The sequence below is a fragment of the Bacteroides sp. RCH18 genome (assembly GCF_058231005.1).
In genome coordinates, this window is record NZ_JBIPTC010000001.1 from 1,855,362 (window position 1) to 1,877,900 (window position 22,539).

Consider the following 22,539-nt stretch of genomic DNA (forward strand, 5'->3'; position numbering starts at 1 on the left):
CACAGGGAAAGCGGTTCCATACCTTATTTTTATGTCCGGAAAGGAAGAATTACATCATTCCGCCCATGCCGCCCATTCCCGGAGCGCCCATCGGCATTTCTGGTTTATCTTCTTTCTTTTCCACGATCACACATTCTGTAGTCAGGAACATACCTGCGATAGAAGCTGCATTTTCAAGAGCCACACGAGCTACTTTAGCAGGATCTACTACACCGGCAGCATGCAGATTTTCGTAAACATCCGTACGAGCATTGTAACCGAAGTCACCTTTACCTTCACGTACTTTCTGAACAACTACCGCACCTTCCTTGCCTGCATTGGCAACAATTTCGCGAAGCGGTTCTTCGATAGCACGTTTGATGATACCGATACCTGTTGTTTCGTCCGCATTGTCACCCTTCATGCCTTCAAGAGAATCGATAGCACGGATGTAAGCAACGCCACCACCCGGGATGATACCTTCTTCGATAGCAGCGCGAGTTGCACGCAATGCATCGTCTACACGGTCTTTCTTTTCTTTCATTTCTACTTCAGAAGCAGCACCTACATAGAGAACTGCTACACCACCTGACAATTTAGCCAGACGTTCCTGCAATTTCTCACGGTCGTAATCTGATTTAGTAGCAACGATCTGAGCCTTGATCTGATCGCAACGTTCCTTGATGTTTTCTTTCACACCGGCACCGTTTACGATTGTTGTATAATCTTTAGATACTGTTACCTTGTCAGCAGTACCGAGCATTTCGATTGTAGCCTGTTCCAGTTTCAGACCTTTTTCCTCGCTGATTACCACACCACCTGCCAGGATAGCGATATCTTCCAGCATTTCTTTACGACGGTCGCCGAAGCCCGGAGCCTTCACAGCACAAATCTTCAGCTGAGAACGCAGACGGTTTACTACCAATGTAGTCAACGCTTCGCTATCCACATCTTCTGCGATAACCAACAGAGGACGACCTGTCTGAACAGCCGGTTCGAGAATAGGCAAGAAATCTTTCAGATTAGAAATCTTCTTGTCGTAGATCAGAATGTAAGGTTTCTCCATCTCACATTCCATCTTTTCCGTATTAGTAACGAAATATGCAGACAGATAACCGCGGTCGAACTGCATACCTTCTACTACACCGATAGTAGTGTCAGTACCTTTAGCTTCTTCGATAGTGATTACACCGTCCTTAGAAACTTTACGCATAGCGTCAGCAATCAATTTACCGATTACCGGATCATTGTTGGCAGATACAGTAGCAACCTGTTCGATCTTGTCGTAGTTATCACCTACAGTTTCAGCTTGTGCCTTGATTGATTCTACCACTTTGGCAACAGCCTTGTCGATACCACGTTTGATATCCATCGGGCTTGCACCGGCAGTCACATTCTTCAAACCTTCAGCTACGATAGCCTGAGCCAAAACAGTTGCAGTAGTTGTACCGTCACCTGCATCGTCACCAGTCTTAGAAGCGACTTCTTTCACCAGTTGTGCACCGGTATTTTGGTAAGCATCTGCCAATTCGATTTCCTTTGCTACTGTCACACCGTCTTTTGTGATGTGCGGAGCACCGAATTTCTTTTCGATGATAACGTTACGTCCTTTCGGGCCAAGAGTTACTTTTACTGCATTTGCCAATGCATCGACACCTTTTTTCAATTGGTCGCGGGCATCGATATTGAATAATATTTCTTTTGCCATAATGATATCTTATTTATTTTAAAATGATAAGTTTAGAATTTTGAATTAACCCAAGATAGCGAGAACATCGCTCTGACGCATGATAAGGTATTTAGTGCCTTCTACTTCAAGTTCTGTTCCGGCATACTTGCCATAAAGAACTGTATCGCCTACTTTCAATACCATTTCTTCGTCTTTCGTTCCGTGACCAACTGCCACAACTTCACCCTTCAAAGGTTTTTCTTTTGCTGTATCAGGAATAATGATACCACCAATTGTTTTTTCTTCTGCAGGTGCAGGGAGGATAAGCACTCTGTCTGCTAATGGTTTAATGTTCATAGTTCTTTTTTTTGATTTTATTTGTTATACATTATATTCATGATTTGTCCTCTTCTTGAAGAAGACGCTAAATCAGTTGCGAAAAGTATGCCAAAGCAAAATAATGATTGTTTGGCAGAAATTGACTGACAAAATGACTGACAACAGGTTATTAATGGCAAAAAAGCATATTTGTTCCACACTTTTTAAACAATAGAAGCGGATTATTCCTTATAATAACGTATATTCGTAAATGACCCCCAAGATAAACTGTATAGATTATATGAATAAAATAAGTTTTGGCATATCCATCGCTTTTTGCGTACTCTGTTCCTGCACTTCGCGTACAGGACAAAAAACTTCTGAAGAGACTTTACAGGCTGATTCACTGGCACAGGACACGATTGCGGAAACTGTGGCAGAACCTGTCGTCAAAAAGATTACTCCGGAAGAAATTCAAATCACCAAAGAGCTGCTGTATGATAAATACACACTGGAAGATACATATCCTTATAAAGATACGACCCGCAGTTTCCAATGGGACAAAATAAAAGAACAGCTTGCCCTGCTCGAAAACATACAACTGCAACCGTCTCAATGGGCTATCCTCCAGAATTACAAAAACAGAAACGGTGAAGCTCCATTGGTGAAAAACTTCAAAAGAAATGCCTACGGACGGGTAGCGGATACGCTTGGGGTAGAACGATACCAGTCTGTCCCGCTTTATCTGCTGACGGATACGATAGCACCCGAACGCTACGGACAGGATGGTGAACTGACGCGTTTTATTGAGGACGGAGAAAACTTTGTCAAAGCAGAACCGATATTTACAGAAGGCGAATGGATGATTCCTAAAAAGTATGTCAAAATGATCGGAGATACGGTGGTTTTCAATAAAGCAATCTTTGTGGACCGCCATAATCAGAACATTACCGCACTGGAACGCACGGAAAAAGGGAAATGGGTAGTACGCAGTATGCACCCTTCTACTACCGGACTTCACCGACCGCCGTATGCGCAGGAAACTCCTTTAGGAATGTTCGTACTGCAGGAAAAGAAGGTGAAAATGATATTCCTGAAAGACGGCTCGAAAGAGACAGGAGGCTACGCGCCTTACGCCAGCCGCTTCACGGACGGAGCCTACATTCACGGAGTACCTGTTAACGAGCCCCGAAAGACACAGATAGAATATAGCTGGTCACTGGGAACCACTCCCCGATCACATATGTGTGTACGGAACGCAACTTCCCATGCCAAATTTATTTTCGACTGGGCACCTGTTAATGAGACGATTATTTTTGTTTTGGAATAAAAATCCCTATCTTTACCGCGATTTTATTTCAAGCTTAATCCCTATGTTTCAGAAAGTTATATTATTTTTATCATTCCTTTTCATTCCATTCAGCCATGTTTCAGTCGACACAATGGCCGTTCCTGCATCTGACTTTCCGACTCCTGTGTCCGAATTAGCTGCCGGCGAACAGCTCTTTGAAGAAATGGAGTTGGGTGGAATTGTCAATTTCATTGCATTCCGTCAGGCTGTCGCTGGTTACAACCGCATCAAGGAGAAGAGTAAACCGATTCTGACGCTGATTGACTTCTCAAAACCGTCTACCGAAAAACGTTTTTTTGTCTTCGATATGGAGAAGAAACAACTGCTGTATTCATCAGTAGTCTCACACGGACGAAACAGCGGAGAGAATTATGCCACTTCTTTCTCCAACCAAAACGGCTCTTATAAAAGCTCATTGGGATTTTATCTCACTGAAAACACTTACCAAGGCGGAAACGGCTACTCACTCATCCTAAACGGACTCGAAAAAGGAATCAATGACAAAGCAAAAGAACGTTCTATCGTCGTGCACGGGGCTTCATACGCCAATCCGACAGTAGCCGCCTCGGGACGTTTGGGGAGAAGTCTGGGATGTCCTGCCCTCCCGACAAAACTAGCCAAGCCCATCATTAATACAATTAAAGATGGCAGTGTTATGTTCATCTATGCCAATAATAGCAGCTATCTGGCTCAAAGCGACATCTTAAAAAACGTCAGTGCCCCCATACCGGCACTCTAAACAGCCTTTATCAGAAAGAGCTGCACGGACTAACCGCACAAAGGAATAACGACTTTACTTTATCGGCAGGGTAAACCAGAAGCAAGACCCTTTCTCCGGTTCACTATCTACGCCAATCTCGCCACCCAGTTGTTCCACAATACTGCGGCAAATGGAAAGTCCGAGTCCTGTGCCATGTACAAAGGAATTCAGTTTGACGAAACGCTCAAAAATCTCGTTCTGCATTTCCGGCTCAATGCCAATGCCTGTATCGGCAACGTAGAAACGCAGATGAGCCTCATCAAGCTGATCATAGCCTACCCGTATATTTCCTTCTTCCGTGAATTTAATCGCATTGTTTACAAAGTTAGAAATAACCTGATGTAAACGATTGCGGTCACTCATGATGCGACATTCCGGCAGATGGCGGTCAAAAAGGATTTCCACGTTCGGTCTGGCCTTCATTCTCATAGCGAGAACAATATCTTCACAAAGCAGATTTACGTCCAACTCACGTTCGGTGAAATCGAATGTTCCCGCCTCAATCTTCGATAAGTCAAGAATATCTGAAATCAATTGTAATAACAGGTCATTGTTTTCTTCCACAATATCCATGTACTGCCGTCTTTCCTCCATATCCTCCGTATCCACCATCAGGCTGGAAAAACCGACTATGGCATTCAGCGGAGTGCGTATCTCATGACTCATATTGGCAAGGAAAGCAGACTTCAACCGGTCAGATTCTTCGGCTTTCTCTTTTGCCTCTATCAGTTTGGCTTCCGTTTCTTTCAAAGCAGTGATATCATAGTTGACTCCAATCAATTCCACTTGTCCTTTTTCCGGCTCATAGAGATTCAGCACTACATTGGTACGCACCCAGTTCCATTCATTCTTCGTACCGGGACGCAAAATACGCATCTCACCTTTGAAGGCTTTTGCTTTCCCTTTCTTTGCTTCTTCAAAAAAAGCAAGCATACGGGAACGGTCATCCGGATGCATTTTGGAGTAAACACCGACTACATCGGAAAGAGGTGTATTCTCATCCTCTCCCATATTCTTGAACCATTGCTTGATGGCATAGCCCTGACGATTCAGCAGATTGAGTTTGGCATATCCCACCTTGGCATAATCAGATATAAGAAGAAACAGATTCTCAAAATCAGAAATACGCTTCAAGGCATCAATACGCTCCGTATTATCCATATTGATAAGAATATATCCGGTAAGGTTACCATGATTATCATATAATTTGCGGACTTTTGTATAAAGTTCGATGACACCGGCTTTCAATGGACGATAATATCCCGTGTGGCGGGCACATTCGAACGAATAACGGGCACGAAAATCCGTAATACTGCTCTTACGTATACTCTCAAGTATCTGGGCATCCACATTCGGGTTTTCAAAGAAATTGAGTCCGATCACCTCCGACTTATCCGCAATTCCCAGCATATCCATATCTCTTTCGTTCAAATCCACCAGATTACCATCCTTATCGTAAATCTCTACTCCGGCAGGAATATTGGTGAAGATATTTTTAAAGAGTCTTTCACTACGTGCCAAAGCTGCTTGTTCAAAGATCACTTTCTCTTTCGCCCTGCGCAGTTCAAGACAAATACTGATTACATTGGCCAAAGAAGACAGCCAGCGATAATCTTCGTCCGACCATGAAGCGGAACCATCGACCAAATCTACTCCCATAAATCCGTAGACATGATCATTGACTACCAATGGAGTCGCCATCAAAGCCTTGATTCCCTGACGGGACAACACCTCATATTCGCCCTGCCCCATTCCAGGCATCGGCTTTAATGTTTCAAATAGAATAGGCTTCTTTCCCAATATCTGCGATGTCCACCACGGCATGAAGTCTACCGGAATTTCCTGCAATTCATTTATTTCCGCTTTTACTCCTTCCGCTACAACTTCATAGGTACAGTTATAAAAATGATTTTCTTCGTCCGTCTCGAAAATATAGGCACGTCCCGCCCGATAGAAAGCCAGAATATCTTTTAATATCTCATAAATTCCTGTCTCTACTTCTTCATCTTTCAGAAAACGGGACAAAGACCGTGAAATTGAGTTCTGATAATAAAGCAAATCATTGATACGGTGTGAGATGGTTTCCGTTTTTTCATATTCCACCTTTTCGACAGATTGCTGTTCAAAGTCTGCCGCATGTTCAGCCACATATTTCCATAAGGGGGCGGCGTTGAGTGACTGCATGATCTCATTGTTTTCCAGCAGTTGTTTCACTTCTTCAAAAGTCAGCAGATGTACAGACAAATCTTCGGTATCTTCCAGATGTTGATGATCTATCGGTTCGACATCCGTAGCTAGGAAGCAATGAGTCAGGTTGGTATGCGTACTCGGATTGGCAGATATCACCATGTATTCCCGCCAGTTTCCTTTTCCATATCCGGTCTCCTCCCACAGTTCGCGCTGAGCGGAAACTAATGGGGAAGCATCCTCTTTATCACAAACTCCGGCACAGAGTTCATAAGAGGTACGTCCCAATCCAGGACGATACTGACGGACAAATACAAATTTGCCGTCTTTGGTTATTGCTATCGTGTTTACCCAATCAGGATATTCAAGAATATAATATTCAGGGATGCGGTTTCCATTAGGCAATAGCATATCTTCGCAGCGTACTGTCAACCACGGGCGGCGAAACAGATATTTGCTACTTACTGTTTTCCAGGCCTTCTCTTTCTCTTCCATCATTATTTGGTTTGCTTGCGGCAAAAGTAATGATTTTAGCCGGATAACTATTGCCCTATACAAACAAATATCTGTTTTTTACTCGCAAGTGATCTCTATTGTCTGTACCTGTTCGAGGTACTTCTTTGTAGCACTAACTAGCGAACTCCCCATATAATACCAAAACATCAGGCTGATGATGATCATCAATGCACCGATCATCGCAAAGCGACTTCTTTGTTCCAACATACTGCTACTCATATCTCTTCTCCTCTCTTATTTTATGTTTCACAAAGATAACACCGAAACGCTACAAAAAATTGACAAGAATGTTTCAAAAACCTTAAATATTGAATTTATTTAACCAACCGGAGGAAAATAGTCTCCTGCATACAGGCTGTTTTATCCTTCCGGAAATATTAATGTAACAATCTGCTACATTCAATTTAACGATTATTAGTTTATCCGCAAACTAGTTACTATCTTTGCACCCACTAACAACCCTTTTAATTACTATATGGCTTTTACTAATAATATTATGATTGTCCGGCATAAATTGCTGGCTGATCTCGTCAGACTCTGGAAAAACGACCAGTTAGTAGAAAAAATTGACCGTCTCCCTATTGAGCTGAGTCCGCGCAAATCAAAACCGCTGGGGCGTTGCTGCGTACACAAAGAACGTGCTGTATGGAGATACAAGACCTTCCCGCTGATGGGACTGGATATGACGGATGAACACGATGAAGTAACTCCTCTCTCCGAATATGCACAGATGGCACTGAACCGACCAGAGCCAAGTAAGGAAAATATCATGTGTGTCATTGACGAAGCCTGTTCTTCCTGCGTACAGATTAATTATGAAATCACCAATCTTTGCCGGGGATGTGTGGCACGCAGCTGCTATATGAATTGCCCTAAGGATGCAATACGTTTCAAGAAAAACGGTCAGGCAATGATTGATCATGATACTTGCGTCAGTTGCGGTATCTGCCATAAGAGTTGTCCTTATCACGCAATTGTATATATCCCCGTTCCTTGCGAAGAATCCTGCCCGGTGAAAGCTATCAGCAAAGATGAGCATGGCGTGGAACATATTGACGAAAGCAAGTGCATCTACTGTGGAAAATGTATGAATGCCTGCCCGTTCGGTGCTATCTTTGAGATTTCACAGACCTTTGATGTACTGCAACACATCAAGAAAGGAGAAAAGTTGGTAGCTATCATCGCTCCGTCTATCCTCGGACAGTTCAAGACTTCTATCGAACAGGTATACGGCGCCTTTAAAGAAATAGGATTCACCGACATTATCGAAGTAGCCGAAGGAGCCATGATGACCACCAGCAACGAGGCACACGAACTGCTGGAAAAACTGGAAGAAGGTCAGAAATTCATGACTACCTCCTGCTGTCCTTCATACATTGAACTGGTAGAAAAGCACATGACGGAAATGAAACCGTACGTTTCTACCACAGGATCACCGATGTATTATGCGGCACGAATCGCCAAAGAGAAACATCCGGATGCGAAGATTGTATTTGTCGGTCCGTGCGTAGCCAAACGAAAAGAGGTACGCCGTGACGATGCTGTAGACTATATCCTGACATTCGAGGAAGTAGGTTCTATCTTGGATGGAATGGACATTCAGCTGGAACAGGTGAATTCTTTCTCTATACTGCATACTTCCGTCCGCGAAGCACATGGTTTTGCACAAGCCGGTGGTGTGATGGGAGCCGTAAAAGCATATCTGAAAGAAGAAGCGGATAAGATCAATGCTATCCAAGTGTCGGATATCAACAAAAAAAATATAGCCTTGCTGCGTGCCTGTGCCAAAACAGGAAAAGCAGCGGGACAGTTTATCGAAGTGATGGCTTGCGAAGGTGGCTGTATCACCGGACCGAGTACGCACAACGACATTGTTTCAGGACGTCGTCAATTAGCACAAGAGCTGCTCAAGCGGAAAGAAAGCTATGAGACAATGGATAGATAAACTGCGAGAAGAAAGAACACTCCGACCGGAAGAATTCCGGCAACTGCTGACCGAATGTGACGGAGAATCATTGCGCTATATCAATAAACAGGCGCAAGAAGTCAGTCTCCGTCATTTCGGAAACCGGATTTTTATTCGCGGACTGATTGAAGTCAGTAACTGTTGCCGAAATAACTGCTATTACTGCGGTATCCGGAAAGGGAATCCGAATCTGGAACGTTATCGTTTATCCACAGAAAATATACTGAATTGCTGCAAACAAGGGTATGGACTCGGCTTCCGTACCTTTGTGCTGCAAGGAGGAGAAGACCCCGCACTGACAGAGGAACGGATAGAGGATATAGTCTCAACGATTCGCCGGAGTTATCCCGATTGCGCCATAACACTGTCACTCGGTGAAAAGTCGCGGGAAGCATACGAGCGTTTCTTTCAGGCAGGTGCCAACCGCTATCTGCTGCGTCATGAGACTTATGACAAAGAACATTATCAACAACTGCACCCTGCCGGTATGTCATGCGAGCATCGTCTGCAATGCTTACGGGATTTAAAGGAGATCGGCTATCAGACAGGCACCGGAATCATGGTCGGCAGTCCGGGACAGACCATAGAACACTTGATTCAGGATATTCTGTTTATCGAACAGCTTCGTCCCGAAATGATTGGTATCGGTCCCTTCCTGCCTCATCGCGACACGCCTTTTGCCCAGTCTCCCAGCGGAACCGTGGAACAGACGCTCCTTTTATTATCCATCTTCCGTCTGATGCATCCGTCAGCGCTGATTCCGGCAACCACGGCACTGGCTACCCTCACTCCCGATGGACGGGAACAGGGAATATTGGCGGGCGCCAATGTAGTCATGCCCAATTTGTCGCCACAGGAAGAACGAAAAAAGTACAATCTGTATAATAACAAAGCCTCCCTCGGAGCAGAATCTGCGGAAGGACTTAACATATTGCAACAGCAGCTGGAAAAGATCGGTTATCAAATCTCCTTCTCCAGAGGCGATTACAAACAATAAAGAAATGTATAAAGTAGATTCACCCCAAGCAGAAGAATTCATTCATCATGAAGAGATTCTGGAAACTCTTGAATATGCACGGAGTCACAAAGACAACCGCGCATTCATAAAACAGCTGATCGAGAAAGCCGCTCTTTGCAAGGGACTGACGCACCGCGAAGCAGCTACCCTGCTGGAATGTGACCAACCTGACCTGATAGAACGAATCTTCCATCTCGCCAAAGAAATCAAACAGAAGTTTTACGGCAACCGTATCGTTATGTTCGCACCGCTTTATCTGTCGAACTATTGCGTAAACGGATGCGTATATTGCCCTTATCACGCCAAAAACAAGACAATCGCCCGCAAGAAACTGACGCAGGAAGAAATACGCAAGGAAGTAATCGCTTTGCAGGATATGGGGCATAAACGTCTGGCACTCGAAGCCGGCGAACATCCGACTCTCAACTCACTGGAGTATATACTGGAATCCATCCGGACCATTTATAGTATCAGACACAAGAATGGGGCTATCCGCCGTGTAAACGTAAATATCGCCGCCACTACCGTCGAGAACTATCGTCGGTTGAAAGATGCCGGCATCGGCACGTATATCCTATTTCAGGAAACTTATCACAAAGAGAACTACGAAGCCCTCCACCCCACCGGACCGAAAAGTAACTATGCGTATCATACCGAAGCAATGGACCGCGCCATGGAAGGCGGCATAGACGACGTAGGAATGGGAGTACTCTTCGGACTGAATACCTATCGCTATGACTTCGTAGGATTATTGATGCACGCAGAACATCTGGAAGCCCGTTTCGGTGTGGGTCCGCACACTATTAGCGTGCCGCGCATCTGTTCGGCGGACGATATCGATGCGGGAGATTTTCCCAATGCGATTTCCGATGATATATTCAGCAAGATTGTTGCTGTCATCCGGATAGCGGTTCCTTACACCGGCATGATTATATCCACACGTGAATCACAGGAGTCCCGCGAAAAAGTGCTTGAACTCGGTATCTCACAAATCAGCGGCGGCTCCCGCACCAGCGTAGGCGGCTATGCGGAAACGGAACTTCCGGAAGATAACTCCGCACAATTTGATGTAAGCGACACCCGGACACTGGACGAAGTGGTCAACTGGCTGCTCGAATCAGGATATATCCCCAGCTTCTGCACCGCCTGCTATCGGGAAGGACGCACCGGGGACCGATTTATGTCCTTAGTCAAATCGGGACAGATAGCCAACTGCTGCGGCCCCAATGCATTAATGACTCTGAAAGAATACCTCGAAGATTATGCGTCGGAAGACACCCGAATCAAAGGAATGAAGCTGATAGCCAAAGAGACCGACCGGATTCCGAATCCCAAAATCAGAGAAATAGCCATCCGGAACTTAAAAGAAATTGCGGAAGGAAAAAGAGATTTCAGATTCTGAGGGGCAAGGTGCCCCTGCCAAGTTTTCATGCGGATAATAAACGTTACAACAATTGCTTGATTTATGAATTTAATCCACACCCCCAATGCCAACCGGCTCCACATCGCCCTCTTTGGAAAGCGTAACAGCGGAAAATCCTCCCTGATCAATGCACTGACCGGACAGGATACCGCTCTTATTTCCGATACTCCCGGAACAACGACCGACCCCGTGCAGAAAGCAATGGAAATTCACGGTATCGGTCCTTGTCTGTTCATTGATACTCCGGGATTTGACGATGAAGGTGAATTAGGAAACAGGCGTATCGAACGCACATGGAAAGCCGTAGAGAAAACCGATATCGCCCTTCTGCTTTGTGCAGGTGGTGGCTCTGCTGCTGAGGAAACCGGAGAACCGGATTTTACCGAAGAACTTCATTGGCTGGAACAACTCAAGGCAAAAAACATCCCGACCATTCTGCTTATCAACAAAGCAGATATACGGAAGAACACCGCATCCCTTGCCATCCGGATAAAGGAGACTTTTGGAAGCCAGCCGATTCCTGTCAGTGCCAAAGAGAAGACAGGCATCGAACTGATACGACAAGCCATTCTGGAAAAGTTGCCGGAAGATTTCGATCAGCAAAGTATTACTGGCAACCTGGTAACGGAAGGAGATCTTGTCCTACTGGTCATGCCACAAGATATTCAAGCCCCCAAAGGGAGGCTTATTTTGCCACAAGTGCAGACAATGCGGGAATTGCTCGACAAGAAATGTCTGATCATGAGCTGCACCACAGATAAGTTACGGGAAACGTTGCAAGCCCTCTCCCGCCCTCCTAAACTGATTATTACGGACTCACAAGTCTTTAAAACAGTTTACGAGCAAAAACCGGAAGAAAGCAGACTGACTTCTTTTTCCGTCCTTTTTGCAGGCTATAAAGGAGATATCCGGTACTATGTGAAAAGTGCCTCAGCCATCGGAAGTCTGACAGAATCTTCCCGTGTACTGATAGCCGAAGCCTGCACACACGCCCCTCTATCCGAAGACATCGGGAGAGTAAAACTCCCGCATCTGTTAAGAAAGCGGATTGGAGAAAAGTTATCGATAGATATCGTGGCGGGAACTGATTTCCCGCAGGACCTCACTCCTTATTCTTTGGTAATCCATTGCGGCGCTTGCATGTTCAACCGCAAATATGTGCTGAATCGCATCGAAAGAGCAAGGCTACAAAATGTGCCGATGACAAATTACGGAGTAGCTATCGCTTTCCTTAACGGGATACTTAATCAAATAGAATATTAAAATAAAAAGAACAGAACCTTGCAGACTTCAAGCATTTGTCTTATATTAGTCACGCAATCAAATATTTATTAACTTTAGACATAAACAAATGAAAAAGAGAACTATGGCTTTGGCCATCTTTCTGGCAACCGGTGTTACTATGCAAGCACAAGACCGACTGACACAGTACAAAGTCCGGAATGCCATCAGCGTTCGTACCCCCATTATGAACGACAGCATCAATCCTAAAGGAGAAAAACACACCAAAAAGATGTTACTCCAGACCCCGGTCGTACTACATTTGCCGGATGCACCGATGCAGTCGCTCACTGCGGACACAGCGGGGTATCTCAGCTTCGAGAAAGCGGATAAAGACAATAAACTTTATCTGGTTAAGACTCAGATTCGTGCAGAACGTTTCCTGAAAGGGAAGTTGAAAATCACCTCCCCCGTCCGCTGGGAAGTCTTCATTGACGGAGCTTCCAAGCAAGTAAAAGATGCGGCAGAAGACAGCATCACCTCCGGCTCATCACGTGACATCGCTCTCAGCCTTGAACCGGAGCGGGATTACGAGATAATCATCAAACTGCTTTCTGCTTCCGACGACAAAGCGGCACCAACACTGAAATGCGAACTGATCAAAGACGAGAAATTCAAGGATACCGCCTGCAATCTAGATCCGGAAGCAAAGAAGCGTTTTTCTCTAGACAATACAGTTTATGGTAACCGTGCCATCGCTGTTTCCATCTCTCCCAGCGGAAAGTATCTGTTGACCCGTTATTGGGATAACCACGCTGCCAAACGCTCACGCACTTATTGCGAACTGACGGAACTAAAGAGCGGAAAAGTACTCCTGACCAATCTCAGAGACGGCATGAGCTGGATGCCTAAAAGTGACAAGTTATACTACACGGTAACTGCCCTGACAGGAAATGACGTAATCACCCTCGATCCTGCCACACTCCGCGAAGAAACGATTTTGCAAAGTATTCCCGAACAGAGTTTCAGATGGTCGCCCAACGAAGATTTTCTGATTTACTATCCCCGCGAAGAAGGAGTCAAAGAAGACGGCCCTCTCCGCCGCATCGTAAGTCCGGCAGACCGTATTCCCAATTCCCGCGGACGGAGTTTCCTTGCGAAATACAACCTGTCCGACGGTGTCTCCGAACGCCTGACTTATGGCAACCACAGCACGTATCTGCAAGATATTTCTCCGGACGGAAAATACATGTTATATAGTACATCCAAAGAAAACATCACTCAACGTCCGTTCTCTCTGTCCTCACTTTACCAGGTAGATTTGGAAACGTTGAAAGTGGATACTCTTTTCTATGAAGACCGCTTTATCGGAGGTGCGGGCTACTCTCCTGACGGCAAGCAGCTATTGCTGACCGGCAGCCCCGAAGCGTTCGGCGGCATCGGAAAGAATTGTGGCAATCACCCTATTGCCAATGATTTCGATACTCAGGCCTTTATTATGGATCTGAGTACCCGCAAGATACAGCCGATTACCAAAGACTTTCATCCGACAGTCAGCCCTCTGCAATGGAATCATGGCGATGGGTGCATTTATTTCAATACGGACGATGGCGATTGCAAAAACATCTATCGTTATTCTCCGAAGGACGGAAAATTTGAGAAGCTGAACCTTGAAACGGACGTTACCAGCGCATTCGCTCTGTCCGAATACAATCCGGGCATCGCAGCTTACATCGGTCAATCGGACTACAACGCCGGAGTGGCCTATCTCTATGACATGAAGAAAAAGACTTCCAGCCTGCTTGCCGACCCGATGAAACCGATTCTGGAGAAAATAGAATTAGGCAAAACAGAGCCGTGGAACTTTACCGCTTCCGACGGAACTGTCATCACTGGCAAGATGTGCCTGCCTCCGAATTTTGATCCCAACAAGAAATATCCGATGATCGTATATTACTATGGCGGTACGACTCCGACTACCCGCGGAATCAGTAATCCGTATTGCGCACAATTATTCGCTTCACGTGACTATGTGGTCTACGTCATCCAGCCTAGCGGAACGATTGGCTTCGGACAGGAATTCTCCGCCCGCCACGTCAATGCGTGGGGCAAACGTACAGCAGATGACATCATCGAAGGCACGAAGCAGTTCTGCAAAGAGCATCCGTTTGTGGATGAAAAGAAAATCGGATGTCTCGGTGCTTCTTATGGCGGATTCATGACGCAGTATTTACAGACGCAGACGGATATTTTCGCCGCTGCCGTGTCGCACGCCGGAATCAGTGACGTGACCAGCTACTGGGGTGAAGGTTACTGGGGGTATTCCTACAATGCCATCGCCGCAGCCGACAGTTACCCGTGGAAGGACCCGGACTTGTTCACCAAACAAGGCTCCCTGTTCAACGCCGACAAGATAAACACTCCGTTACTGCTGCTACACGGTACGGTAGATACCAATGTGCCTATCGGTGAAAGTATCCAGCTTTTCAACGCGTTGAAGATACTTGGCAAGACTGTAGAATTCGTGACCGTAGACGGAGAAAACCATTTCATCTCCGATTATGACAAGCGAATCAAATGGCATAATTCCATCATGGCATGGTTTGCCCGTTGGCTACAGGATCAGCCGGAATGGTGGAAGGAAATGTATCCGGAACACCATTTATAATTCATGATAAATACGTATCCCCGGTCGTACACAAGAGTAATTCTTGGATATACGACCGGGGATACTTCTACTTTGCAATCTCATCTATTTTAATTCTACCTCGATAGCTGCCGGATAAAGCCGTTGCGGATCGAAGAACACAGCACAGCTATTAACCATATTCTTCAAATCAGCCTTTACTTTTCCCTCGAAAACCTTTTTGCCATTCACCGTCAGAGTCACCTTTTCAGTTAAATCGACCAGCTCGTCACAGAGATAAATGACCACTTTCCCTTTATGCGCCTGCGCATATTTCTTCGCAAACTTCATCTCTATTCCCCATCGTTGATCCTTCTCCGTGGCTTCATAAACAACATCATCGACCTTCAATGAAATATGATTTCCCGAAATACTCATTTCATAATAAGTACGCGACTTCCCCTCTTCATCGGATCTTTCCTTCACATACAGATTATAAAATCCTTTCCGGTAGAGTCCGTCCATCTCAAAATTCTCCCAGCTTACATATTTGGGATAAGGATTGCGGACATATTGCTTCAGCCAGGGAGTCGTCGGACGATAATCAATACTATGCCCCATTCCGGGAATCAGTTCTATCTTGTGAGTGAAATAGCCGGGATGCTGATGCGCCAAACTATCGAATGCTTCCAGCACATATCCGGTCAGTGTATTCCGGTAAAATCCGGTATCCTTGTCTCCTGTCCGCAAAGAAAAAGCAATATTACTACAATTCTCCGCAGGAGCATTCTTTAAAGGTTCCCCTCCTGCCATCGGTCCCGCAGCAGCCCAATAATCAGCATAAAATGAGGCCAGACGCTGACTGCCATATCCGCCTTCCGAGATTCCGAAAACATACACTCTGTTGGGATCAATCTTTCCCAAGAGCAAGGACTGTCGGAGCAATTTCTCCCAGGCAAACTGTTTAGCTTTCTGCCACCAACGATAGTACTCGCCTTCGTTCGGAATCTGTGGAATAAAGTAAACGGAAGGAGCATCATCAAAATTCCGGCAAATTTTCAACCCGGTACTCCATTCCCGTTCTTTGGGTCCCGAGCCATGCAGATAGAGGAATAATGGAAGTTCATTTCCTATTCCATCTGTCCCTTTCATTCCCCAGTAATAGGGCATCACAGCATTTGGTTCCAAACTATCAGGAAGTTTCCAGTAGCCGGTAGAAGCGGATGAGAGTGTATCCAAAGCTATTAATTTTTCTTCTTTAAAACCATCATTTGCCTCTTTCCACAACTGCCATACGACATCACGATAGTGTTCTACCTCTGACAGTTTCAACGGTTTTCCTGCGTCAAAAGAGGTTGTCTTACCGGAAAGAGATTCAGAAAAGAACGTAACAATCTCTTTTCTTGTCTGTGCCTTCACCGACTTCCCGGGGTAATTCTCATTTGCTTCGAGTTCATGAGCTGCTGAAGAAACAACACTGGCGGCACAGACTATGCCTAGAACGAACGTGTTTTTTATTGTTTTCATACTACTTTGAAGTTTGCCGTTTTTCATATATTTGCTAACGATTTAATGTATGCACAAAGATAGAAATTACTGTCCGGTTCTCCTTACCTTTTCAGTCTAATCTAAAAACTAATATCCAAAGTTTTTAAATTAGAAGTAGAATTAAGCCTTCCGAGAATATGAGCACACGAAGGAGTTGTTTCATATAATTACCATTTCATCCTATATAGTTTCTGATAGTCGGTTTTCATTCGGAGCCGCATCTTTATATCTTTACAAAAACAAAAAAGGCCTTTAATAAACACGGATTCTGTTTATAATAAACTTATTGCACGTTTATTATAAACGGTATCCAAGTTTATTAAAAACGATATTCGTCCCTTTTTAAGTACGAGACGAAATGGGGCAGGCATAATTAACGACAAAATGGGGCAATAATCATCTGATCATTGCCCCATTCCAAGTTCTTCTGATACTTATAAGTAACAGTATAAAGGTGATATTTATGTATCTATTTTTCTTATTATATTCATTTTATTTATGCCTTTTCTTTTCCCAAAGATACAACATAAAAAGTCATTTGTCAAGTACTTCACGGGAAAAGCGGATATTCTCACTCTATACCCTGCTTTTAATTGCGTAAAGCAGCTATCAGTTCTTCCACCGAAACAAGATTCTGTTCGCCGGTTTCCATATTCTTCAGCATTGCTTTGCCTTCGTTCATTTCGTTCTCTCCTACGATAGCTACGAACGGAACAATCTTGGCATTGGCATAGCTCATCTGCTTCTTCATCTTTGCCGCATCCGGGAAGATTTCCGCACGGATACCTGCCGCACGAACTTTTGCCAGCATACTCATGGAGAAAGCAGCTTCTTTATCACCAAAGTTTACGAACATCAATTCCGTACCGTTCACTGCTTCCTTCGGATAAAGTTCCAGTTGATTCAATACATCGAAGATACGGTCTGCACCAAAAGAAATGCCGACTCCCGACACACCGGCCATACCAAATACTCCTGTCAGGTTGTCATAGCGACCGCCACCGGTGATACTGCCGATCTGCACATCCAGCGCTTTCACTTCGAAGATAGCACCGGTATAATAATTCAATCCGCGAGCCAGCGTCAAATCAAGTTCGATTTCATTTTTCAAGCCCATTGTTTCCAGTGTGCCCAGAATAAATTCGCTTTCTTCCACTCCTTTCATGCCTGTTTCACTGGCTGCCAGCACGCTCTTTAGTGTAGCCAGCTTTTCAGCATTGGTTCCGCTCAGCAGAATGATCGGCTGCAATTTGGCAATCGCCTCATCACTGATCCCTTTCTCTTTCAGTTCCGCATTGACGTTCTCCAGACCAATCTTATCCAGCTTGTCAATAGCCACTGTGATATCTACAATCTTATCCGCTTCACCGATAATCTCAGCGATACCGGAAAGAATCTTGCGGTTATTGATCTTAATGCACACACGGATGTTGAAACGGCTGAATACAGTATCGACAATCTGCATCAATTCTACTTCATTCAGCAGTGAATCACTACCGACAACATCGGCATCGCATTGATAGAACTCACGGTAACGTCCTTTCTGCGGACGGTCTGCACGCCATACCGGCTGTATCTGATAACGCTTGAACGGAAAAGTTATTTCATCGCGGTGCATCACCACGTAACGGGCAAAAGGCACCGTCAAGTCATAGCGCAAACCTTTCTCACAGAATTTGCTTGCCAGCTTAACAGCATTACGACTCAATAACTCTTCATCTGTGATGCCGGAAAAATAATCTCCTGAGTTCTGAATCTTAAATAGAAGTTTGTCACCCTCATCGCCATATTTCCCCATCAGTGTAGAAAGCATCTCCATCGACGGAGTTTCTATCTGCTGGAAACCATACAGATGATATACGTCACGAATCGTATTGAATATATAATTACGCTTCGCCATTTCTACCGGCGAAAAGTCACGAGTTCCTTTAGGAATACTTGGTTTTGCTGCCATGATATAATTACTGTTTAGTATTTTAATTGCGCAAATTTACTGCAAATTTCCGAGCAACGCTTGCATATATCCGAAAAAATCGTCAATATTGTATCTTCAGTCTGCAAATCTCTTTAAACTGATAGCGAGACAACAACTTTAAGAATATAAATTATTAACCATATTATGAATAACACAATTATCGGATCGAGATATAAAACCGGGCTTTTTCTCCTGGCTGCTTCTCTCATAGCAATGTCGTTACCGGCACAAAACAAGACTCAGAAGTCGCCCCCATTCAAGAGTATCCGCACCACCGTGCATCAGGCAGTACAAAAGAATACGTCGTGGACACCCGGTGCCATCATTGATCAGATTCATTTCGTAAAATACAACCGTTACGGACAAAAGATAGCGGAAAACTCACTGAAACCGGATGGCAGTGCCGACAGCAAAATCGTCTTTATATACGACGAAGACGGCAATGTAGAAAAGGAAATTGTTGCTTCCATCAAGCAAGGAGGAGTCAGCAATATCTTTGAATATCACTACGACGCGCAAGGCAGAGTAGACGGAAAGAAAAAGATGGATGCACAGCAGGAGATTATGAGTGTGGATACCATTCTGCGCAATGAAGCCGGTCAGGTGGAGAAAAGGATTTATTATGGGATAAATATTATGGGAGACAAGAAAAAGCTCCCGTTCCGCGAAACCATAAGCATTAATTATAATGAACAGGGACAAATTACGGAAGTGATCGAAGAAAGTACACTGAACAAAAACACCGGATCGGGCAAACGGGAACTGGCAAAAAGCGACACACTGCCACTGAAACGCTACTCGGAAGGAGCATTCAAAAGATACAATGCGCCTCAAAGCAAGAGAGTGGATATGGAATACGACACATACGGCAACTGGATCAAACGAGTGGAATATAACGGTCCGAATCCGGAGTATATTCTTGTGCGCCACATCGAATATGCCGGTCCGGAAGATACCGACCGGAAACTTCTCCTGCTGCAAGGAAAAGTAAAATCGGTACATCAGACTTCGTATATAGCGGCTCCCTTGGGAACGGAAATCATCAACCGAGGTCCCAAAAGCGGTACCTTCTTTATTTATCAGTTCGACAAGGAAGGAAGAAAGACAATGGCAAGCCACTTCTCGAATACGGGAGTTCCGGAAGGTACGACAGAGTATAGCTACAATGCCAACGGCGACATCGAAAAAGAAATCCGGAAATCACCTGCCGGTAAAATGGAAAGCACCACTGTATGGACTTACAACGACGAAGGTAACGTGAGAATTAAATCAATGACGGATGCCAATGGAGAGCCGATGCGCAAAACTCTTTTCCGTTACAACACCGAAGGAAACTGCACACAAGAAATCTGCTTCTACAAGGATGGTTCAACGTACAGCGAATTTCATTATCAACATGATCCTTATGGCAATTTAATCTGTAAAAAGGTAGTGAAAGCACCGGCAGAAGCACCGGGAGAGGAATACGAGTCGATCGACCGGGTATGGAATGCCCGTGGAAGGATCGTTGAAGAGAAAATCGGGACTCCTCCCAACGAACGTCAGTATAGTTACCAATACAGCAGCCGTGGAGAGGTTGTTTCCGGAACGGAATCAATCAGCGGTCAGCCGGCAGTGAAGTTTGTCTATAAATTCTATAATGACCCGCATGGCAACTGGAAAAAACGAATCAAATTCATTAATGAGAAAGCGGTTCTGTATGAGGAACGCGAATATACGTATTACAACTAAAAAAAGAACGCCTCCATAGTCTTTGAAAACGATGGAGGCGTCAAAAAGATTAATCTTTTCTCTTAGTCTCTTCTGCCCATAGCAATCATAATGTAATAGATCAGCGTAGCCAATGAACCCAGTGCAGCAACTACATAGGTGTATGCAGCAGAGCGAAGAGCGTCTTCGGCTTGCGTATGATTGTATGAATTAGTAATGCCGGATGAACTCAGCCACACAAGCGCACGCTTACTTGCATTGATTTCCACCGGCAAGGTGATAAAGCTGAACAAAGTGGTGGTAGCAAACAGAATGATACCAATCCACAACAATTGCGGGAATGAGTTGAACAGCAGAATACCGCCCAGCAATACCCAAGTCATGATAGAGGACGAAAAATTCACTACCGGCACCAAGGCGCTGCGCATTTTCAACGGAGCATACATACGTGCGTGCTGAACAGCGTGTCCACATTCGTGTGCCGCTACGGCAGCCGCCATGATACTATTACTTTCATATACACCTTCACTCAGATTCACTGTTTTGTTAGCAGGATTGTAGTGGTCGGTCAGCTGACCGGGTGTATGAGTTACTTGTACATCGTAAATTCCATTGTCGTGCAGCATCTTCAGAGCTACGTCGCGTCCTGTCATACCGTTTCCTGTCGGAATTTTGGAATACTTCTTGAATTTGTTCTGCAAATTCATCTGTACCAACCAACTTGCTACGGCAATACCAATAAATAATACCCAATAAGACATCATATACTTTTCATTTTAATTATTACTCTATATTTCTATAAACAAATTGTTTGCCAAAAATAAAGGGAAACTACGTATGTAACGATAGTTTCCCTATGCTTTTATGAAGAATTAGCTAAAAATTAGTCAATTGTAAGTTCTACAACGTAATCAATATCTTTTGGTATCTCTGCAAGCTCCAGCAACACGCCTTCTTTATTTTTATTGAAGCGGACAGGTGTGCCGTTCTTAAACAGGACTGCTTTCTTCACCTTCTTATCTGCCAAAGGCAGGAACAGGGCTTTATCCTGCAAATTCAGAATGTGCACATACAGCTTGTTTCCTTTCTGCGTCGTCACTCCCCAGTCATGCGGAGCAACCGCACCGCCACGGGTTCCATAAATCGTTTCACCATATTGATTCATCCACTCTCCCATTTCTTTCAACCGCTGTACGGCTACTTCCGGAAGCTCTCCGTCGGGCTGAGGGCCGATATTCATCAACAGGTTTGCATTCTTTCCGGCTGCCTTTACCAGATAATGAATCAGCGTCTTCGTTGATTTATAATTCTGATCCGTAATCTTATATCCCCACATACCATTCATCGTTTCGCAGGTTTCCAAGGGCAGGTGACTTACACTTTGTCCGGAAAGCCCTGCGGTATTTTCTCCGGGCAGGTCACGTTCGAATATCTGAATATCTTCACCGGCAAAAGGAGTCTGATGATGGTTATTTCCTATCAGGCAACCCGGCTGCAGTTTATGGATCATGGCATATTGTTCCGGCAACTCCCAGTTAAAGCCGGGATTTCCATCCTGATCCCACCATCCGTCGAACCAAATAGCTCCTACCGGACCATAATTAGTCAGCAGTTCCGTCAGCTGATTGTTCATGAACTGATAATAGCTTTTCCAGTCTCCTTTCGGATTCGGACGTCCTGTACCCCGTCCTGTACGACCCCAAGGATAATCTTCCCGCGTCCAGTCAAGATGAGAGTAGTAGAAATGGAGTTTGATTCCCTGTTTGCTACAGGCTGCTGCCAGCTCCTTGATGATATCCCTCTTAAAGGGAGTTGCCTTTACGATATTGAAGTCCGAATATTGGGTATCGAACATGGAGAAGCCGTCATGATGGCGGGAAGTCAGGCAGATATATTTAGCTCCCGACGCTTTGATGGCTGCCACCCACTTATCCGCATCAAACTTGGAGGGATAGAAGCCGCCTGCCAGTTTGGCATACTCTTTATAATTCAGATTATTGTTTGTCATAGTCCACTCACCGGTGGCAAGCATGGCATACAGTCCCCAATGAAGGAAAATACCGAATTTATTATCCTGAAATTCTTCACGGGCTTTGAGGTTTTCTTCACCAGGCTGGTAAGAAGACTGTGCGTGGATCCGGGAGGAGATTCCCAGACTCATACCTATTAATAATAGGAAAGTAATGAAATGTGTTTTCATAATGCGTTATAGTTAATATTGGGGGTAAAGAAAAAACAAAAAGGCGGAGTAATTTCCATTTCTCCGCCTCTC

General features: G+C 44.8%; 16 protein-coding genes. 8 read left to right on the top strand and 8 right to left on the bottom strand.

Annotation, left to right across the window (positions count from 1 at the left end; all coding sequences use genetic code 11):
* Positions 1 to 49 precede the first annotated feature (49 nt).
* The gene (gene groL / locus ACHLI0_RS07410) at positions 50 to 1,687 is read right to left on the bottom strand and encodes a chaperonin GroEL (RefSeq protein WP_490748785.1); all 1,638 of its coding nucleotides are present in this window, start codon (positions 1,685 to 1,687) and stop codon (positions 50 to 52) included.
* Between the two features lie 45 nt (positions 1,688 to 1,732).
* Complete coding sequence (locus tag ACHLI0_RS07415) at positions 1,733 to 2,005, bottom strand: co-chaperone GroES (RefSeq protein WP_010539043.1); 273 nt, start codon at positions 2,003 to 2,005, stop codon at positions 1,733 to 1,735.
* A 262-nt stretch (positions 2,006 to 2,267) separates the two neighbouring features.
* Here ACHLI0_RS07415 and ACHLI0_RS07420 point away from each other — a divergent pair, with 262 nt between their 5' ends.
* Both ACHLI0_RS07420 and ACHLI0_RS07425 read left to right on the top strand, forming a co-directional pair.
* Positions 2,268 to 3,296, top strand: coding sequence for a L,D-transpeptidase (locus ACHLI0_RS07420; RefSeq protein ID WP_490748786.1), 1,029 nt, complete (start codon positions 2,268 to 2,270; stop codon positions 3,294 to 3,296).
* A gap of 43 nt (positions 3,297 to 3,339) precedes the next feature.
* Positions 3,340 to 4,056: a murein L,D-transpeptidase catalytic domain family protein gene (locus tag ACHLI0_RS07425; protein WP_394812630.1), complete on the top strand. Its 717-nt coding sequence runs from the start codon at positions 3,340 to 3,342 to the stop codon at positions 4,054 to 4,056.
* A 54-nt stretch (positions 4,057 to 4,110) separates the two neighbouring features.
* On the opposite strand, the gene ACHLI0_RS07430 is transcribed toward ACHLI0_RS07425, so the two are convergent.
* Positions 4,111 to 6,762 carry an ATP-binding protein gene (locus ACHLI0_RS07430; protein WP_234119939.1) on the bottom strand — a complete coding sequence of 884 codons (2,652 nt, stop codon included), beginning with the start codon at positions 6,760 to 6,762 and terminating at the stop codon, positions 4,111 to 4,113.
* Positions 6,763 to 6,837: 75 nt separating this feature from the next.
* A complete protein-coding gene (locus tag ACHLI0_RS07435) occupies positions 6,838 to 6,987 on the bottom strand; it encodes a hypothetical protein (protein WP_162303121.1) in 150 nt (49 codons plus the stop codon).
* A gap of 268 nt (positions 6,988 to 7,255) precedes the next feature.
* Between ACHLI0_RS07435 and ACHLI0_RS07440 the strand changes: the two genes are divergently transcribed.
* The 5 genes from ACHLI0_RS07440 to ACHLI0_RS07460 all read left to right on the top strand — a co-directional run bounded on the left by ACHLI0_RS07440 (position 7,256) and on the right by ACHLI0_RS07460 (position 15,076).
* Entirely contained in the window at positions 7,256 to 8,725 is a 1,470-nt protein-coding gene (locus ACHLI0_RS07440; RefSeq protein ID WP_055221493.1) for a 4Fe-4S dicluster domain-containing protein, read from the top strand.
* Positions 8,706 to 9,743 (top strand): [FeFe] hydrogenase H-cluster radical SAM maturase HydE, encoded by a 1,038-nt coding sequence (hydE, locus tag ACHLI0_RS07445; protein WP_490748787.1) that lies wholly within the window; start codon positions 8,706 to 8,708, stop codon positions 9,741 to 9,743. The genes ACHLI0_RS07440 and hydE overlap by 20 nt, the downstream gene beginning before the upstream one ends.
* 4 nt (positions 9,744 to 9,747) lie before the next feature.
* Entirely contained in the window at positions 9,748 to 11,166 is a 1,419-nt protein-coding gene (gene hydG / locus ACHLI0_RS07450) for a [FeFe] hydrogenase H-cluster radical SAM maturase HydG (protein WP_414236740.1), read from the top strand.
* A 63-nt stretch (positions 11,167 to 11,229) separates the two neighbouring features.
* Positions 11,230 to 12,450 carry a [FeFe] hydrogenase H-cluster maturation GTPase HydF gene (gene hydF / locus ACHLI0_RS07455; protein WP_490748788.1) on the top strand — a complete coding sequence of 407 codons (1,221 nt, stop codon included), beginning with the start codon at positions 11,230 to 11,232 and terminating at the stop codon, positions 12,448 to 12,450.
* Positions 12,451 to 12,538: 88 nt separating this feature from the next.
* Complete coding sequence (locus ACHLI0_RS07460) at positions 12,539 to 15,076, top strand: S9 family peptidase (protein WP_490748789.1); 2,538 nt, start codon at positions 12,539 to 12,541, stop codon at positions 15,074 to 15,076.
* A gap of 84 nt (positions 15,077 to 15,160) precedes the next feature.
* Here ACHLI0_RS07460 and ACHLI0_RS07465 read toward each other — a convergent pair whose 3' ends face one another.
* Both ACHLI0_RS07465 and hisS read right to left on the bottom strand, forming a co-directional pair.
* On the bottom strand, positions 15,161 to 16,561 hold the full coding sequence (locus tag ACHLI0_RS07465; RefSeq protein WP_490748790.1) for a hypothetical protein: 1,401 nt from the start codon (positions 16,559 to 16,561) through the stop codon (positions 15,161 to 15,163).
* Positions 16,562 to 17,171: 610 nt separating this feature from the next.
* The gene (hisS, locus tag ACHLI0_RS07470; protein ID WP_490748791.1) at positions 17,172 to 18,536 is read right to left on the bottom strand and encodes a histidine--tRNA ligase; all 1,365 of its coding nucleotides are present in this window, start codon (positions 18,534 to 18,536) and stop codon (positions 17,172 to 17,174) included.
* A 165-nt stretch (positions 18,537 to 18,701) separates the two neighbouring features.
* Between hisS and ACHLI0_RS07475 the strand changes: the two genes are divergently transcribed.
* Positions 18,702 to 20,288 carry an RHS repeat domain-containing protein gene (locus ACHLI0_RS07475; protein WP_490748792.1) on the top strand — a complete coding sequence of 529 codons (1,587 nt, stop codon included), beginning with the start codon at positions 18,702 to 18,704 and terminating at the stop codon, positions 20,286 to 20,288.
* 62 nt (positions 20,289 to 20,350) lie between these two features.
* Here ACHLI0_RS07475 and ACHLI0_RS07480 read toward each other — a convergent pair whose 3' ends face one another.
* Both ACHLI0_RS07480 and ACHLI0_RS07485 read right to left on the bottom strand, forming a co-directional pair.
* Complete coding sequence (locus ACHLI0_RS07480; RefSeq protein ID WP_008763217.1) at positions 20,351 to 21,031, bottom strand: zinc metallopeptidase; 681 nt, start codon at positions 21,029 to 21,031, stop codon at positions 20,351 to 20,353.
* 119 nt (positions 21,032 to 21,150) lie between these two features.
* Complete coding sequence (locus ACHLI0_RS07485; protein ID WP_258894075.1) at positions 21,151 to 22,467, bottom strand: alpha-L-fucosidase; 1,317 nt, start codon at positions 22,465 to 22,467, stop codon at positions 21,151 to 21,153.
* Positions 22,468 to 22,539 lie beyond the last annotated feature (72 nt).